Source organism: Winogradskyella undariae (assembly GCF_013285155.1).
Classification (GTDB): Bacteria; Bacteroidota; Bacteroidia; order Flavobacteriales; family Flavobacteriaceae; genus Winogradskyella; species Winogradskyella undariae.
In genome coordinates this window covers 151,120-167,302 of the sequence record NZ_JABTEL010000010.1, presented here as the reverse complement: position 1 = coordinate 167,302, position 16,183 = coordinate 151,120, and the positions used below count along the sequence as shown (strand labels likewise).

General features: G+C 31.4%; 20 protein-coding genes. 5 read left to right on the top strand and 15 right to left on the bottom strand.

The annotated features are described in order from the left end of the window. Positions 1-6: 6 nt before the first annotated feature. From aroC to HSX10_RS14110, 4 genes are all read left to right on the top strand, one after another. A complete protein-coding gene (aroC, locus tag HSX10_RS14125) occupies positions 7-1,077 on the top strand; it encodes a chorismate synthase (protein ID WP_173588881.1) in 1,071 nt (356 codons plus the stop codon). A gap of 101 nt (positions 1,078-1,178) precedes the next feature. Continuing rightward, complete coding sequence (locus HSX10_RS14120) at positions 1,179-2,624, top strand: dicarboxylate/amino acid:cation symporter (RefSeq protein WP_173588880.1); 1,446 nt, start codon at positions 1,179-1,181, stop codon at positions 2,622-2,624. Positions 2,625-2,740: 116 nt separating this feature from the next. Continuing rightward, on the top strand, positions 2,741-3,553 hold the full coding sequence (locus HSX10_RS14115) for a sulfurtransferase (RefSeq protein WP_173588879.1): 813 nt from the start codon (positions 2,741-2,743) through the stop codon (positions 3,551-3,553). Positions 3,554-3,560: 7 nt separating this feature from the next. Then, a complete protein-coding gene (locus tag HSX10_RS14110; RefSeq protein ID WP_173588878.1) occupies positions 3,561-3,896 on the top strand; it encodes a hypothetical protein in 336 nt (111 codons plus the stop codon). Positions 3,897-4,129: 233 nt separating this feature from the next. Here the strand turns inward: HSX10_RS14110 and HSX10_RS14105 are convergent, their stop codons facing one another. From HSX10_RS14105 to HSX10_RS14035, 15 genes are all read right to left on the bottom strand, one after another. After that, positions 4,130-4,816, bottom strand: coding sequence for an SDR family NAD(P)-dependent oxidoreductase (locus HSX10_RS14105; protein ID WP_173588877.1), 687 nt, complete (start codon positions 4,814-4,816; stop codon positions 4,130-4,132). 10 nt (positions 4,817-4,826) lie between these two features. Beyond that, complete coding sequence (locus HSX10_RS14100; protein ID WP_173588876.1) at positions 4,827-5,057, bottom strand: hypothetical protein; 231 nt, start codon at positions 5,055-5,057, stop codon at positions 4,827-4,829. A 3-nt stretch (positions 5,058-5,060) separates the two neighbouring features. Further along, positions 5,061-5,753: a GTP cyclohydrolase I FolE gene (gene folE, locus HSX10_RS14095; protein WP_173588875.1), complete on the bottom strand. Its 693-nt coding sequence runs from the start codon at positions 5,751-5,753 to the stop codon at positions 5,061-5,063. Positions 5,754-5,808: 55 nt separating this feature from the next. Then, complete coding sequence (locus HSX10_RS14090; RefSeq protein ID WP_173588874.1) at positions 5,809-6,081, bottom strand: TIGR03643 family protein; 273 nt, start codon at positions 6,079-6,081, stop codon at positions 5,809-5,811. Further along, positions 6,078-6,509 (bottom strand): hypothetical protein, encoded by a 432-nt coding sequence (locus HSX10_RS14085; RefSeq protein WP_173588873.1) that lies wholly within the window; start codon positions 6,507-6,509, stop codon positions 6,078-6,080. The genes HSX10_RS14090 and HSX10_RS14085 overlap by 4 nt, the downstream gene beginning before the upstream one ends. 243 nt (positions 6,510-6,752) lie before the next feature. Then, positions 6,753-8,228 (bottom strand): cryptochrome/photolyase family protein, encoded by a 1,476-nt coding sequence (locus tag HSX10_RS14080; RefSeq protein WP_173588872.1) that lies wholly within the window; start codon positions 8,226-8,228, stop codon positions 6,753-6,755. An 80-nt stretch (positions 8,229-8,308) separates the two neighbouring features. Further along, positions 8,309-8,458 carry a DUF2256 domain-containing protein gene (locus HSX10_RS14075; protein ID WP_173588871.1) on the bottom strand — a complete coding sequence of 50 codons (150 nt, stop codon included), beginning with the start codon at positions 8,456-8,458 and terminating at the stop codon, positions 8,309-8,311. Continuing rightward, entirely contained in the window at positions 8,455-9,873 is a 1,419-nt protein-coding gene (locus HSX10_RS14070) for an SDR family oxidoreductase (RefSeq protein WP_173588870.1), read from the bottom strand. The genes HSX10_RS14075 and HSX10_RS14070 overlap by 4 nt, the downstream gene beginning before the upstream one ends. A 21-nt stretch (positions 9,874-9,894) precedes the next feature. Next, the gene (locus HSX10_RS14065; protein WP_173588869.1) at positions 9,895-10,512 is read right to left on the bottom strand and encodes a flavin reductase family protein; all 618 of its coding nucleotides are present in this window, start codon (positions 10,510-10,512) and stop codon (positions 9,895-9,897) included. After that, positions 10,513-11,823, bottom strand: coding sequence for an ABC1 kinase family protein (locus HSX10_RS14060; protein WP_173588868.1), 1,311 nt, complete (start codon positions 11,821-11,823; stop codon positions 10,513-10,515). A gap of 5 nt (positions 11,824-11,828) precedes the next feature. Then, the gene (locus HSX10_RS14055) at positions 11,829-12,485 is read right to left on the bottom strand and encodes a TetR family transcriptional regulator C-terminal domain-containing protein (RefSeq protein ID WP_173588867.1); all 657 of its coding nucleotides are present in this window, start codon (positions 12,483-12,485) and stop codon (positions 11,829-11,831) included. A 94-nt stretch (positions 12,486-12,579) separates the two neighbouring features. Then, positions 12,580-13,632, bottom strand: a complete 1,053-nt coding sequence (gene arsB, locus HSX10_RS14050) for an ACR3 family arsenite efflux transporter (RefSeq protein WP_173588866.1) — start codon at positions 13,630-13,632, stop codon at positions 12,580-12,582. Positions 13,633-13,640: 8 nt separating this feature from the next. Then, entirely contained in the window at positions 13,641-14,252 is a 612-nt protein-coding gene (locus HSX10_RS14045; protein WP_173588865.1) for an arsenate-mycothiol transferase ArsC, read from the bottom strand. 22 nt (positions 14,253-14,274) lie between these two features. Then, the gene (locus HSX10_RS14040; RefSeq protein ID WP_173588864.1) at positions 14,275-14,745 is read right to left on the bottom strand and encodes a DUF6428 family protein; all 471 of its coding nucleotides are present in this window, start codon (positions 14,743-14,745) and stop codon (positions 14,275-14,277) included. Positions 14,746-14,772: 27 nt separating this feature from the next. Next, positions 14,773-15,105, bottom strand: coding sequence for an ArsR/SmtB family transcription factor (locus tag HSX10_RS14035; RefSeq protein ID WP_173588863.1), 333 nt, complete (start codon positions 15,103-15,105; stop codon positions 14,773-14,775). Between the two features lie 174 nt (positions 15,106-15,279). Between HSX10_RS14035 and HSX10_RS14030 the strand changes: the two genes are divergently transcribed. Beyond that, a complete protein-coding gene (locus tag HSX10_RS14030) occupies positions 15,280-16,125 on the top strand; it encodes a DUF2911 domain-containing protein (RefSeq protein ID WP_173588862.1) in 846 nt (281 codons plus the stop codon). The last annotated feature ends 58 nt before the right edge of the window (positions 16,126-16,183 follow it).

Here is a 16,183-nt window from a genome sequence, read left to right as displayed (position 1 = left end):
ATTGTAATGGCAGGAAATTCATTCGGAAAGTTATTCAAACTCACCACATTTGGCGAGTCTCATGGAGCAGCAATAGGTGGTGTTATAGACGGTTGTCCATCGGGAATTGAACTAGATTTTGAAGCGATTCAGAATGAGTTAAATCGCCGCAAACCTGGTCAGTCTAAAATAGTTACACAACGAAAAGAACCCGATACTGTAGAGTTTTATTCAGGTGTTTTTGAGGGTGTTACTACCGGAACGCCTATAGGTTTTGTAATTCATAATACCAATCAAAAATCTAAAGATTACTCGCATATTAAAGATGTATATCGTCCTAGTCATGCAGATTATACTTACGAAAAAAAGTATGGAGTAAGAGATTATAGAGGAGGAGGACGTAGTTCTGCTCGAGAAACAGCTTCTAGAGTTGTTGCCGGTGCTATTGCAAAACAATTTATAGCATCAATTAAAATAAACGCATTTACGTCTTCTGTAGGAGAAATTTTTATAGATAAACCTTATCAGGCTCTAGATTTTAGTAAAACAGAATCTAACGCTATTCGTTGTCCAGATGAAGCTACTGCAGAGAAAATGATTACTAAAGTAGAAGAAATTAAAAAATTAGGAGACACCATAGGAGGGACAATTACTTGTGTTATACAAAACGTCCCTGTTGGATTAGGTGAACCTGTTTTTGATAAATTGCATGCTGAATTAGGAAAAGCCATGTTGTCCATCAATGCCGTTAAAGGTTTTGAATATGGTAGTGGTTTCTGTGGTGCAAAAATGACAGGAAGTGAGCATAACGATTTATTTAATAAAGACGGAAGTACAATAACTAATTTATCTGGAGGTATACAAGGAGGTATTAGTAATGGTATGGATATTTACTTTAGAGTCGCTTTTAAACCTGTTGCTACCGTAATTCAGAAACAAGATGCATTAAATAGTGCCGGAGAAATTGTAGAAATGCAAGGAAAAGGCAGACACGATCCTTGTGTTGTACCAAGGGCGGTGCCTATTGTTGAGGCTATGGCTGCTTTAGTCATTGCAGATAATATCCTTTTGCGTAGACAAGAGTCTAGAGATTGGTAAATTAAAAATTAAAGTGTGTTACTTTTTATCAAGTTGAATAGATATCACATTAAACCCTAATAAATATTGAAGAAATTCCTATTTTAAGAGGAATATAGCTTATGAAAAAACTAGCATTACACTGGAAGATTATAATAGGAATGGTTTTAGGAATCATTTGGGCTTTAATTTCAAGCACAATGGGATGGAGCCAATTTACTATTAATTGGATCGATCCATTCGGAACTATTTTTATTAATTTATTAAAGTTGATTGCTGTTCCGCTAGTTTTATTTTCTATAATAGGAGGTGTTGCTAATATTGGTGATCCTAAAAGTTTAGGCCGCATGGGAGGAAAAACTTTGGGGATATATTTGGTAACCACAATTATGGCTATTTCATTAGGATTAGTACTCGTAAACTTAGTTAAACCAGGAGAACTTATAGATGAACAAAGCCGAATAGACAATCGTATCAGTTACGAAATTTGGGCTTCTAATGAAGGACATGTAATTAAAGATGGGATTAACTATCTTCAAAAACCAGAATTTTTTGAACGTGCCCAAGAAATTTCAGAATTATCAAAAAGTCAATTAAAAGATGCGGCTGTCTCAGATAAAATGAAAACAGTTAAAACGCGTAAAGATGCTACTCCATTACAAGCTTTAGTAGATATTGTTCCTAGTAACTTTTTTCAATCGTTATCTAATAACGGTCGAATGCTTCAAATTATATTTTTTGCCATTTTCTTTGGGGTCTGTTTATTATTTGTGCCTTCAGAAAAGGCATCACCTGTACTAAATTTTGTAAATGGTGTTAATGAAGTTTTTCTTAAAATGGTGGATATTGTTATGCAAGGTGCACCATTTTTTGTGTTTGCTTTATTAGCAGGTGTGGTTAGTAAAATGGCTGGAGATGACATAGGTAAAGTTGTAGAGATTTTTAAAGGATTAAGTTGGTATTCTATGACTGTTTTAATTGGATTGCTTTTAATGATATTTGTAATTTATCCAATGATTTTAAAGATTTTCGTGAAGAAAATCCCATATAAAGGCTTTTTTAAAGCAATGAGTCCTGCGCAAACTTTAGCTTTTTCAACATCAAGTAGTGCTGCTACACTTCCTGTTACTATGGAATGTGTAGAAGAAAATTTAGGAGTCGATAAAAAAATAAGCAGTTTTGTATTGCCAATTGGGGCAACTGTAAATATGGATGGTACAAGTCTTTATCAAGCCGTTGCTGTTATCTTTTTGGCACAAATGCACATGATAGATTTAACCATAGCACAGCAAGTTACTGTTGTTTTAACGGCAACTTTAGCTTCTGTTGGTTCAGCAGCAGTACCAAGTGCAGGTTTAGTAATGTTAATTATTGTATTGAGTTCTGTAGGTCTTAACCCGGCTTGGATTGCTATAATTTTTCCTGTAGATAGAATTTTAGACATGTTTAGAACGGTTGTAAATGTAACTGGAGATGCTGCTGTTTGTTCTATCATTGCAGATGGGGAAAACATGTTAGATTATAAAGAACACGAGAACCCTTCAGAAACTTTTGACTTAGATTCTTAATTTGCATAACGTTGGATTCAAAATTATTTTTAAATTTATAACAATCAAATAAAACGTATAAATGAAATTTGAATTAGTATGTAGTGTTCAGTCTAATATTTTTAATAAATAAGATATTGAAAACAATCGATATAAGTTCTAACGTAGTTTCTGTAGAGTGGCTTAATAATCACATTAATTCTTCTAACTTAATTGTGTTAGATGCTACAATTAATAAAGTGATCGATACTAATTCAACCCGTATACCAAATGCTAGATTTTTTGATATCAAAAAGAAATTTAGCGATATTTCGGCACCTTTTCCAAGCACATTACCTTCAAAAGAACAATTTGAAAAAGAAGCCCAGTTATTAGGTATAAATTCTGAATCTGCTATTGTTGTTTACGATGACAAAGGGATATATTCAAGTGCAAGAGTTTGGTGGCTATTTAAAGTTTTTGGCTTTGAAAATATTGCTGTTTTAAATGGTGGATTACCAGAATGGCAACTTCAAGATTTTCAAATTGAGAATTATAACAATCAAAATTATAAACTAGGTAATTTTAAAGCTGTTTTTCATGGTGATTTAATGACTAATTTTGAAGGTATTAAAGCCTTTCAAAAAGATTCTGATGCATTAATTGTTGATGCGAGATCGGAAGCGCGTTTTAATTGTGAGGTAGACGAACCTAAGGAAGGATTAAGGCGTGGAACGATTCCTAATTCAAAAAATATACCTTACACACTATTATTAAATGGTTATAAATTACGACCAAAGGAAGAACTCTCAAAAATATTTAATATTTTAGTCGAAGAACAAAGTCCTTTAGTCTTTAGTTGTGGATCTGGTATTACCGCTTGTATTTTAGCATTAGCAGCCACAATTTGTGATTATAAACAATTAATTGTCTATGATGGATCATGGACCGAATATGGAAGTTTAACATAAATATAAAATGAACAGAATAGATTGGACAAGAGACGAACTCGTCGCTTACATTTTGCTTTTCGCTGCGAATGCAGACTTTAAAGAGTCTGAAGTAGAGCGTAAATTAATTATCTCTAAAGTTGATAAGGAATCATTTAAAGAAATTCACGAAGAGTTTGAAGATGATAATGATTATCAAAGTATTAAGAAAATTACAGCTAGTTTAGAACAACACCTCTATACTAAAGAAGATATCGACTTACTTTTAGAAGATATAAAGGCAATTTTCTTTGCAGATGGTGATTTTGATATTACAGAGCAAAATATGCTTATGTGTCTTACACGTTTATTTAAAAAGGCATAAAGCCTCAAGTCATAAAATGTAGTTATGTATAATTTAGAAGGGTAATCTTTATAAGTTATATGCAAATATTGTAATATATGATTTCATTATAAAGAAGCTTTATTACTTTATTGTGAAACCAATTCTATATAAAATAACAGAGCGTATCGTAAAACATTTTACGGTACGCTCTGCTTAATTATAATCAAAAACCTAATAGTAATTGATTGTGTTTTTTATTTCTAAAATAGAAATTACAATTTAAAACTTACAATACCACAATCCATTTCAAATATCTGACCAGACTGAGAAGCTGATTTATCAGATAATAAAAATGCTGCCATATCTGCAACTTCTTCTGGTTGTAAATACTTTTTTAAAGGATGGCGTTCGTTCATGTTTTCAATCATGCGCTCATTCCTTAAAAGTTTAGAAGCTAATTCTGTATTCGTTACAGTAGGAGCAATGGCATTAACTCTTATCGTTGGTGCTAATTCTGCTCCTAAGGATTTTGTTAGACCTTCAACGGCTGATTTTGATGCTGCTACACTAGCGTGAAAAGGCATCCCTAATTTTGTAGCAACTGTACTAAAAAGCACAATAGAGGGGTTATTTCCCTTTTTTAGTGCAGGTATATACTTTTGAATTGCTTTTACAGCTCCAATAACATTGATTTCAAAGTCATCCCTAAAATCTTCTATGCTTAATCTGTTTATTGGCTTCAGGTTAATACTTCCTGGGCAATATACTAATCCGTTTGCTTCTTCAATATGAGGTAATTCATCCGTTAAAATATTACAATTGTAATGCTTTAAATTGGGATGAGATTCTTCAGGTTCTGTTCTGCTTATGTTTACAATTTCATCATAAAAAGAAAGCAAAGATGTGACAATTGCTTTGCCTATACCTTTGCTTCCTCCAATAACTATTAATCTCTTCATCTTATATATATTAAGATGTAGCTGTTAAAGGTCTTCCTTTTAATCGTTTTTCAATTTTTTGTTTAATAACGGTCAAACGCTTCATAATATCCATAAGTTTAGCGTCCTTTTCTTTTTTATATAATTCGTTGACTTCTAATATTAAATCCTTAGCTTCTCTAGCTGCTAATATTCTGTCACTTGTTGTTTTAAATGAAAATTTTCTGTTTTCAAATTCTAAAGCCTTTTCTACTGTTTCCATAGCTTAATTTTTTAAATAGTTTTGTAATTCGACAATTTTTGAAGCGGTGTTAAATTCACCTCCATAATAGGTTGTTACTGTGGTAGAAGCATCATCTTTAACTCCTCTAGATGATACACATAAGTGTTTTGCATCTATTATTACAGCAACATTTTCGGTTTCTAAAACCGTTTTTAGTTCATTTGCAATCTGGTTTGTTAAACGTTCTTGAACTTGAGGACGTTTAGCATAATATTGTACAATTCGGTTTAATTTAGAAAGTCCTATAACTTTCCCCGAAGATTTGTATGCCACATGTGCTTTTCCTATAATTGGAACAAAATGATGCTCACAATTAGAGTATAAGGTAATATTTTTTTCGACTACCATTTGATTATATTGGTATTTATTTTCAAAAAGAGTCACTTTTGGCTTATTTTTAGGGTCTAACCCTGAAAATATTTCTTCTACATACATCTTTGCAACACGGTCCGGTGTTCCTTTTAGTGAATCATCATTAAGGTCCAAACCTAAAACATCCATTATTTCTGAAAATAATATAGCAACACGGTTTTTCTTTTCGTCGTTAGACATCTCAAAAGCATTAGGCTTCATTGGTGTGTCTAAATTGGTAAATAAATGATCATCTCCAATCGCTTCTGTAGAGAAACCATTAAAAGAATTTTCATTTGTTTTTGAAGTTGTATTTGTATTCATTAAATCTTTTTAATGTGCTGTATTTAAGTACTCCAGACTTAAATCAAAGCACGAGTTATCGTTTTGAAATAGAGTTATTTGTTATTGTTTTTTGACGTGAACACTTAAATCTGCCTTTGTCAAACGTTCTTTTTTTTATGTGTTTAGTAGATCTTCCCTGTACGCGTTTCCGCCACATTCTAAAACTACTTGGTTTTAACTCTTTTCTCATTAAGTTAATGACTTCTTGTTCTTTCAAATCAAATTGAAAGGTAATGGCTTCAAAAGGGGTTCTATCTTCCCATGCCATTTCTATAATTCGGTCTACAGCTCTAAGGTCTAAATTCATATTCCGTAGGGTATTGCATATTCTAAATCATAATTAATTTTTAGATCCATTAATTTATTAAAAAACGTTTTGTTTTCTTTAAATGTAATATTGTTTCTAAAATGTATAAAACGGCCTTGAGCATGAATGCTAGAGCCATTTGTTTTGTAAATTACTAATTGATAGAAAGGAATAATCCATGTGAAATTTTTTAATCCTTTATTTACCATTATTAAAATCCCTTTCGGTCTTAACTCAATATTTGCATAATTAGTATCTGACACTTTGTTCATTAACGACATCATATTTGGACTGACATTGTCAATAATCATGCGTTTAGAGCCTATACCCCTTAATCTCAACTTCTGTACCAAACTAAAAGGTCTGCCAATTAAGTCAGATATTATAGTTTTGTGCTCTGCGTTATAATGTGTTGTGTTTAATATCATATCTACTCAAATATACAAAATGTTTAACTTATGTTTTAAAAGGTTAAACAAAAATTAACACTTAATTATGAATAATGATAGATGCAATAAATTTGAAATAATTTGTTTAATTTTTTTAAACTGTTCTTTAAGTTTTATTAGTCGTTTTAACTTTCTTATGCTTTCATATATTATTATTATTATTATTATAAGTATTTCTATTTTAAAAGAGCACAAATTTTACATTTACTTTCTTTTCAAAGATTATAATAGGTTTAAAAACTGTTCTGCATTTTTAAAGTGTTCTTCTTTTTTGTTTTGCTTCATTTTATCAAAAGTTCCAATAAGCATCCCTAATCTAGGATTACTTAAAAAGAAATCTCTGTGTTTATCCATAAATGTCCAGAATAAACCATCCCATATAGGTTGCCAATCTCCTTTAGAATAATTACTCATTTTTAAGATGTAATTACTACTGCTTATATATGGTTTTGTAGACATTAAGCCTCCATCAGCAAAAAGACTCATACCATACACATTTGGTACCATCACCCAATCATAAGCATCTATAAAGAGTTCCATAAACCATTTGTAAACCTCATCTGGATCGAATTCACAGAGTACCATAAAATTTCCAAGAAGCATTAAACGCTCTATATGGTGTGCATAGCCTGTTTTTAATATTTTTTTAATTACGTCATCAATTGGTGGAATTCCTGTTGTACCATCATAGAAAGATTTTGGAATTTTTCTATTGAATTTCCAGAAGTTTTTATTACGCTCTTCAGTGCCTTTTACCTCATAAACGCCTCTAATAAATTCTCGCCATCCTAATATTTGTCTCACAAACCCTTCTGTAGAATTCAAGGGGGTGTTATTAGATTTGGCATATGCAATAGCTTCATCAATAACTTGTTTAGGATTTAATAGACCAACATTAATTAAAGGTGAAAGTAAACTGTGATTTAAAAAATGTTCTTCTTTTACAATAGCATCTTCATAGATGCCAAATTCATGAAATCGTTGTTCTAAAAATTGTTGAAACCAAGCTTCTGAAGTTTCAAAATCGATTGGATAAATAGAAAAATCGGTGAGTTTACCATAATGATCACTAAAATTTGAATTAACATAGTTTGTTGCTTCGGCATGAAAATCTGATGTATCAGGAAATTGAATACTCGGTGGTGTTTTATCCTTTGGATATTTCTTTCTGTTGTCAGCATCGTAAGACCATTTTCCGCCTTCAGGTTCATCAGAAACCATTAGAACATGATGTTTTTTACGTTGTTGCTTATAAAAAGAGGTTTGAAAGAATTTCTTTTTTGAAGCTTTAAAAAAAGTGTTTAAGTCTTCTTTTGAATTTATAAATAACGGATTAGTGTACCATTTAACGTCTAAGTTAATTGTAGCAGAATCAATTCGTTTTTGAAGCCAATTATCTGTAGGATCAATAATATGAAGTTTTGTAATGCCTTCCTTAGTCAATTCTGGAATTAGTTTTCTAATATCGCATAAATCGGAAATGGCTTCGATATAATTTACAGTTTTCCCCTTAGATTCTAAATAGGAAGCATAGGCTTTCATTGTAGCACGATGAAAAGCAATTTTCTGCTTATGAAACTTGTAGTGTTTAAAGAATAGAAATTCTTCAACAAGATAAATTTCATAATCTAAATCTAGAATCTCTGAAGACTTAAATAGTTGATGAGGAAAGATAATTGTAGCTTCTTTATTCTTCAATTTTATAAGTTTTAGTTTCTAATTATGTCTAATAAATTTCTATGAAATGAGAGTCTCAAAGATTATAAGTTCAGATAATATCAAAAAGATTTAGTTTTTTGTTTTCGACATTTATCACTGCAATACTTTACAGTTTTCCAGTTCTTTTCCCATTTTTTTCGCCATCTAAAAGGACGTTCACAAACAGGACAGATTTTAATGGGAAGATTTACTTTCTTTACCGTTTTCATTTTTCAACCAAAGCGTTAATCATTCCTTTAAAAACAAAGGCATGAAAAGGTAACACAGAATACCAATATAATCTGCCCCAAACTCCTTTTGGTCTAAATACAGCACGCTGGTACAGCTGACCTTTTTCAATTTTAAACTCTAACCAAGCTTCACCTGGCAATCGCATTTCAGCAAATAATAATAAACGTTTTTCTTTTTTGTCAGCGAGTAATACACGCCAAAAATCTAAGGGGTCACCTGCTTCTAAATACGTATCGTGTGTTCTACCACGTCTTAAACCAACACCTCCAAAAAGCTTATCCATATAGCCTCTCAGTTTCCATAATTTATTAAAACTATACCAACCATTTTTACCGCCAATGCTCCAAATTTTCTCTAATGTATAGGCTTCATCTATAACAGCTCTTTGTCTTGTGTCTTTAAAACAACCGAATTGTGGTAACTCTATATGTTTAGAAAGTTGGTCTTTAAACCTTCCGCTACTTACGGCATCTTTCCAGCTAGAAATAACGGCATTTTGTTCTGTTTTTTGAAATGCTAAATCTACAGCGGTTTTATAATCCATAGGTTCAATATCAATAACGTCATTAATGTTACTAGGTCTTCCTATGACTTCAACCTTCATACTATCAACTAATGCGGCTGCTAATTGAAACGAAGTAGAGGTTACAAAATATAACCAGTAGGACGATAGCTTTGGTGTTAACACAGGAAGCGTTACGATGTAGCGTTTTAAATCTCTTACTTCAGCAAATTGAAGTAACATTTCTTTGTAAGTTAGAATTTCTGGTCCAAAAATATCATAAGCATTGTTGTACAATTCTTTTTTACCTAAACCACCAGATAAAAAAGCAAGCACGTCTCTAACGGCTAGGGGTTGTGTCTTTGTGTTTAACCATTTTGGGGTAATCATAAATGGTAATTTTTCTACAATATCTCTTATAATTTCGAAAGAAGCACTTCCGCTACCCACAATAATTCCTGCTCTAAATGTTGTTAAAGCATAATGATTAGACTTTAGAGTTTCTTCAACTAAAAGTCTTGATTTTAAATGTTTAGAAAGTGTTTCTGCATTGACGATTCCGCTTAAATAAATGACTTGTTCGCATTCTGTTTTTGAAACTAAATCTTTAAAATTAGAAGCACAACGCTCTTCTAAACTTTCAAAATCGTTAGAAGATGTTGCCATTGAATGAATAAGATAGTAGGCAGCATCGATATCTTTAGGAATTTGAGCATTTTCTGGTTTTAAAAAATCTACTTTTATAAAGGAACAATTAGAATGCTCTTCTAGTTCATCCGGAATTCGATTAAGGTCGCGAACGCAACAAACTAATTCGTGATTTTGCTCTAATAATTGTAAGGCAAGTCGTTTAGCAATATAACCTGTTGTACCTGTAATAAGAATTTTCATAAACCATCGATGTTTTTAAATCTAGCTTTTAGGACGTTGATAGTCTAATCGCGTTTTTAACTTTGGTATGCTGTAACCGTCTAAACCATTTATAGCGGCTATTTTAGCTTTGGCTAAGTTAATAAAACCATCGTTTTCTATCAGATTATCAGCAACATATATTTTTTTAATGGCACCAATAATCAAAATTGTATTATTTGCTTTAATAGGATACTCTTCAACATATTCCATGGCTAATTGCAGTGGTGCACCTTTAACAAAAGGGGCAAAAAAATCACCTTTATATTCTTCTTCTAAATTGGTAACATCAAATTCTGAAATTTCACCATCATATTTAGCAGAAGTATGGTGTGCGTCTTCTAAAATAGCTTCAAAAATTGGGTTGATTGTATAACAACCTGTTGTTTTTAAGTTATGATACGTATTGCGCGTCACTGTTGTTGGTCTCATAAAGAAGCCTAACAACGCAGGATCTGACCCCACATGGGTTACGGAACTAAATACAGCAACATTGGAAATTTTATCTTCACTTTTAGTTCCAATTAGATTGGCAGACTTGTATCCAGAACAACTGTTTATAAGGTTTATTTTATATATATGTTCTAGCTTGTCAATGTCTTCTTTAGAAAATTCTGCCACTTATAGATTTTTGAAGTTATTTATTTTTACGTTTTCAGCTTTAAGATCAAACATTAAATTATAAAGTCCGAAAAAGGTTCTATTGATATAAATAAAGTGGGTAGAACCTCTATTTCCATTCATATTTTTAAGCTCAGTACTTTTTGAATAGCGTTGTCCCATTTCTGAAATCTGATTAAAGAAATCCGAACTTGAAAAATCAAATTCTTCAACATGAAATGGTTTAGTAAATAAACTTAATAACTCATGAAACATCGCGGTAAAGAAGGTTATTTCTTCTTCAGAATCATCTTTTCGTAATATTTCAAGTTCATAAAGTTTTTCTGTAAACAATTTAGGATTCTGAATACATTCTGGTTCCGCTAATTCAAAATAAGGAATATAGAAGTCTTCCGGAATGGTTTTCATACAACCAAAATCTAAAGCAATTAAGTCTGCGCTATCTGAAATTAAAAAATTACCAGGATGCGGATCTGCATGTACTTTTCTTAGATTGTGAATTTGAAACATGTAAAAATCCCATAAAGCTTGTCCTAATTTGTTAGACTTTTCTTGGTCTGTATTATGTGCTACAAATTCTGAAAGATGTTCCCCTTTCATATAATCCATAGTTATAATGCGCTCAGACGAAAATTCTTCGTAATACTCAGGAAATTTTAAATTCGGAATGTGTTTACAAGCCTCAGCAATTTCTTTACTCTGGGCAATTTCTAAGATGTAATTAGTTTCTTCTGTAAGTTTATTTTCAACTTCTTTGAAGTACTTATCAGAATCTTTTCCTTTAATATTAAACATTTTAATAGCAATAGGTTTTACTAAAGCCAAATCAGAAGCAATACTTTCTGCAACTCCAGGATATTGAATTTTCACAGCAAGTTTTTTCCCATCCTTTTCTGCCATATGGACTTGTCCGATGCTGGCAGCGTTTACTGAAGTTGCGTTAAAAGTATCAAATATATCTTCGGGATGTTTTCCGAAATATTTTTTAAATGTTTTTATAACTAATGGTGGTGATAATGGTGGCACAGAAAATTGAGATAAAGAAAATTTTTCTACATAAGCCTGTGGCAATATGCTTTTCTCCATGCTTAGCATCTGTGCAACTTTAAGTGCACTTCCTTTTAATGTTTTAAGACTATCATAGATGTCTTCTGCATTATTTTTATTGAGGCGATTTTTAGCATCTTCTTCAGAATTTACCATTTTATCTCCATAATATTTCAAGTAGTTAACTCCAACTTTTGCTCCTGTAGAAACAAGTTTAGAGGCTCTTGATATTTTTGAAATCGGAATACTGTCTAATGTTTTCATCCTAATTAGTTTTTGTGGATTTTTTCTTTGTATAAAAATTTACCAAAATCAATTAGGCTTTTAATAGGTGTAGTATCTATTAAGTCGAAACTAGCGGTTACCGATTTTTCTATAAAAATGTCTGTTTTTTCAAAAGAAATAGAGGTGTCGTCTAACCAGAATTTAATAGTTATCAACAATTGAAACCATGCAGATTCTTTAAGTGTTTTGTCCTTAATTTTCTCTAATTTTTCTTGTTTAAGATCTAACGTCTTAATATCTAAAAACGTAATGTATTTGTTAAAGCTATGTCTTAAATGTGTAAGTTGTTTTAAAGACTTTAACGGCTGTTTTTCTTTATTTAAAGCGTAAACCACATAACTTCTGTTAGCGGTTAAAACTTCGAAAAAAGTAAAATAAAAACTTAGTAATTTATTGCGGGCATCGAAAGATTGATACTCTTCGCTTTTTTCTAAAACATGTATTGCATTGCTAAAGAAAATTTCGAATATAGATTGCTCTAAAGCTTCAAACGAACTAAAGAATTCGTAGAATGTCTGCTCTTCAAAATTATTGTCTTTAGCAAATGCATATACTGTTTTTGGATTATGGTTGTGAGTTAACACATAATCCATATAAAATGATATTAAATCAGCTTGCTTAATGTTCTTCTTTTTCGCCATTGTACTTTATTTACAATGTAAAGATAAATAATGTTTAACTATTTTTAATTAAAGTTAAACAAAATTTAACATATTGAAAAAGAACATTTTCAAACTAAGCCTTTTTAGGTAAATAATACTTTTTACGTAACCAAAAAGAAACACGAACTAAAAGTATAAGAGCTGGTACTTCTACTAATGGGCCAACCACGCCAGTAAAGGCCTGACCCGAGTTTAAACCGAATACAGCAATGGCAACAGCAATAGCTAATTCAAAGTTATTACCAGCTGCTGTAAATGCAATTGCGGCATTTTTGTCATAAGTTGCTCCCATAGCTTTACTGACAAAAAAGCCAATAAGAAACATTAAAGAGAAATAAATAAGCATTGGTACGGCAATAATTAAAACATCCATTGGGATTTCTACAATCATTTCACCTTTAAGAGAGAACATTACAACAATTGTAAATAGTAAGGCAATTAATGTCATTGGTGAAATTGTCGGAATAAATTTCTTAGTATACCATTCTTCACCTTTAAGTTTTACTAAAATAACACGAGAAAGAATTCCTAATAAAAATGGAATACCTAAATAAATAGCCACGCTCTCAGCAATTGTTCCTATCGAAATATCAACTATAGCACCTTCAAAACCAAAATAGGGTGGAAGTACGGTAATAAATAGGTAGGCATAAAAACTATAAGCAAATACCTGAAAAATACTGTTTAGAGCAACTAAACCAGCACCGTATTCGCTACTTCCTTCAGCTAAATCATTCCAAACTAAAACCATGGCAATACAACGGGCTAAACCAATTAAGATTAAACCTACCATATATTCAGGATAATCTTGTAAAAAGATAATCGCTAAAAAGAACATTAAAACGGGACCAACAATCCAGTTTAAAACTAAAGAAATGGATAAGACTTTTACGTCTTTAAAAACCTTTGGTAACAAAGCGTAATTCACTTTTGCTAAAGGCGGATACATCATTAAAATAAGTCCTATGGCAATAGGGATATTTGTAGATCCACTGCTGTAAGATTCAATATACGCAGGGAATTCGGGAATAAAATTGCCGATACCAACACCAACTAACATGGCGATAAATATCCATAACGTAAGGTAACTATCTAAAAAGCTTAATTTTTTTTTAATTGCACTCATAATAATTATTATTTAATATTAGAAAAGACATATTTCATTTCAGTAGCAATTTGAAGACTACGTTCATTATATTTCTCTAATTGTTGTGGTGTATTATCAAAGGCTTTTGGGTCTTCATATGTAATAGGAATACGTTTTTCAGCACCAGAAATAAACGGGCAACCTTTATCTGCACTAGAACAGGTCATAATAGCAGCAAACTCTGAAGTTGGGTTAAATTCTGAAGTAATCGTTTTTGAAAAACATATCACCGGATGTGAATTTTCTGCGTATTTAATACTGTAAACAGGATTGTTTCCTGTTGAAAGTGTATGCACTTCAAAACCTGTGTTTTCTAAAGTTTTAGCAGCAACAGGAAATAAAGCTGTAGCCTCTGTACCTGCAGAATAACAGAATACATTATTGATTTCGTAATATTTAGCAGCAACTTGTGCCCATACTTGAGACAAATGACTTCTGCGTGAATTGTGCGTGCAAATAAAATCTAAATTAACTGACTTTTTTGCTGCTACTTTACTTTGAATAAAGTCTACAAGTGGTTGCAAAATAGTTTTACGTTCAGCTGAAATAGAATCCATATCTAAGGCTTCTATTTGATTCTTTATATTTTGGTATAGCATGATATTTTCTAAAATTTAAGAATTAACAACATCCAGAATCAGGTCCGCAACAAGATCCTTCTTGCGATAATTCTGATAATTTAAGTTTTGGTTTTTGCTCAGGAATGCCACATTTATCTTTTGCTAAACAATCTGTAAGCTTGCTAGTTAATAAAAAGTTTGTACCGTCAAAATCTAAACCGTATTTTCCAATAGTATCACTTTGGTATTCTACTTCGATTTCTAAGTCTTCAATGTTTAGGACTTTCTCAGAAAGCTCAATAATGCTCAATAATTTTTCAGGATGTAAGCGGTGATCATAATCATCTGCTTCCCATAATTGAAAGTTAGCGACGTTTTCAGACCTAACAGTTCCACCACAATCAATAAAGTTTTTGGTTATTTTACCGACTTCAGTAACATGAAAATGATTTGGAACTAAAGTTCCGTTTGGTAATTGAAACGCGATAGTTTCTAACGATCTTAATTTTGATTTAATTTCTGAAAGTTTCATATTTATATTTACTTTTTTAATTATTATTTAGCAACAATTGCCATTATCGTTTAAATCTTGATCCAGAAAAACATGTAATATGCTTTTCATTTTAGTCCAATTTTCTTTATTTATACAATAACAAACACTTGTGCCTTCAATATTTCCTTTAATAAGGCCTGTTTTTTTTAATTCCTTTAAATGTTGAGAAATTGTGGGTTGTGCTAGACCAATTTCATTAACAAGATCTCCGCAGATACAAGAATCTGTTTTAAATAAATATTGAAGAATTGCAATTCTTGCAGGATGACCAAAGACTTTAGCAATGCTAGAAATTTCATTTTGATCTGGTGAAAAAATTTCGGATTTAGTAACTCCCATAATTTTAATGTATTATTATATTGCAATATTACGATTAATGAGTGAGATTACAATTATTAATGATTAAAAACTTGTATTAAATAATTGTTAATTGATTTTAAGGAATCCTTAACATATACATTTTTATGAAGTTGTAATTTTACGATTCATAAAACAACTATAACACAATTAAAAATGAAGAAATTAGTACTTTTTACATTTGCTTTAACTTTAATGTTTTCAGTGAATGCACAAATTGAAACTCCACAACCGAGTCCTTTTACTAAAATAGAGCAGAAGGTAGGTTTAACAGACGTTACGTTAGAATATTCGCGTCCAAGCATGAATGGAAGAACCATTTTTGGCGATTTAGTACCTTACGGTAAAGTTTGGAGAGTTGGAGCAAATAAGAATACAACGATTACATTTAGTGATGCTGTAGTTGTTGGAGGTCAAGAGCTAAAAGCAGGTGCTTATGCTATTTTTATTACACCTTCTAAAACATCTTGGGATGTTATTTTTTACAGCGACACTAATAATTGGGGAACACCAAAAACAATTGAAGCTTCTAAAGTTGCTGCTAAAGTGACTATAGAGACAATGGAATTACCAATGAATGTTGAGACTTTTACAATTACTTTTGATAACCTTACTAGTGGTTCTGCTGAATTAGGTTTTATTTGGGAAAACACTATGGCTAACTTAAAATTTGAAGTACCAACAGACAAAACAGTTACCGCTGCTATTGATAAAGTAATGGCAGGACCATCTGCTGGTGATTATTATGCTGCAGCTGTTTATAATTTAACAGAAGGTAAAGATTTAGAAAAAGCAAAAGAATGGATGGATAAAGCAATGTCTATGACTAAAGAACCAATGTTTTATCAATTAAGAAAACAGTCTTTAATATATGCAGCTTTAGGCGATAAAAAGAATGCTATTGCTACAGCTAAAAAATCTTTAGCGAAATCGGAAGCAGCAGGAAATGCGGATTACGTAAAAATGAATAATGATTCTTTAAAAGAATGGGGAGCTAAATAATTATTTTTAGATTTCAGAATATATAATAAAAGCGCAACTGTATCAGTTGCGCTTTTTG

What these genes read in the sequence shown, in the direction of transcription:
- aroC (WP_173588881.1), top strand. Translation starts at nt 7, where the DNA reads ATGGCAGGAAATTCATTCGGAAAGTTATTCAAACTCACCACATTTGGC.
- HSX10_RS14120 (WP_173588880.1), top strand. Translation starts at nt 1,179, where the DNA reads ATGAAAAAACTAGCATTACACTGGAAGATTATAATAGGAATGGTTTTA.
- HSX10_RS14110 (WP_173588878.1), top strand. Translation starts at nt 3,561, where the DNA reads ATGAACAGAATAGATTGGACAAGAGACGAACTCGTCGCTTACATTTTG.
- HSX10_RS14105 (WP_173588877.1), bottom strand. Translation starts at nt 4,816, where the DNA reads ATGAAGAGATTAATAGTTATTGGAGGAAGCAAAGGTATAGGCAAAGCA.
- HSX10_RS14100 (WP_173588876.1), bottom strand. Translation starts at nt 5,057, where the DNA reads ATGGAAACAGTAGAAAAGGCTTTAGAATTTGAAAACAGAAAATTTTCA.
- folE (WP_173588875.1), bottom strand. Translation starts at nt 5,753, where the DNA reads ATGAATACAAATACAACTTCAAAAACAAATGAAAATTCTTTTAATGGT.
- HSX10_RS14090 (WP_173588874.1), bottom strand. Translation starts at nt 6,081, where the DNA reads ATGAATTTAGACCTTAGAGCTGTAGACCGAATTATAGAAATGGCATGG.
- HSX10_RS14085 (WP_173588873.1), bottom strand. Translation starts at nt 6,509, where the DNA reads ATGATATTAAACACAACACATTATAACGCAGAGCACAAAACTATAATA.
- HSX10_RS14075 (WP_173588871.1), bottom strand. Translation starts at nt 8,458, where the DNA reads ATGAAAACGGTAAAGAAAGTAAATCTTCCCATTAAAATCTGTCCTGTT.
- HSX10_RS14070 (WP_173588870.1), bottom strand. Translation starts at nt 9,873, where the DNA reads ATGAAAATTCTTATTACAGGTACAACAGGTTATATTGCTAAACGACTT.
- HSX10_RS14060 (WP_173588868.1), bottom strand. Translation starts at nt 11,823, where the DNA reads ATGAAAACATTAGACAGTATTCCGATTTCAAAAATATCAAGAGCCTCT.
- HSX10_RS14055 (WP_173588867.1), bottom strand. Translation starts at nt 12,485, where the DNA reads ATGGCGAAAAAGAAGAACATTAAGCAAGCTGATTTAATATCATTTTAT.
- arsB (WP_173588866.1), bottom strand. Translation starts at nt 13,632, where the DNA reads ATGAGTGCAATTAAAAAAAAATTAAGCTTTTTAGATAGTTACCTTACG.
- HSX10_RS14045 (WP_173588865.1), bottom strand. Translation starts at nt 14,252, where the DNA reads ATGCTATACCAAAATATAAAGAATCAAATAGAAGCCTTAGATATGGAT.
- HSX10_RS14040 (WP_173588864.1), bottom strand. Translation starts at nt 14,745, where the DNA reads ATGAAACTTTCAGAAATTAAATCAAAATTAAGATCGTTAGAAACTATC.
- HSX10_RS14035 (WP_173588863.1), bottom strand. Translation starts at nt 15,105, where the DNA reads ATGGGAGTTACTAAATCCGAAATTTTTTCACCAGATCAAAATGAAATT.
- HSX10_RS14030 (WP_173588862.1), top strand. Translation starts at nt 15,280, where the DNA reads ATGAAGAAATTAGTACTTTTTACATTTGCTTTAACTTTAATGTTTTCA.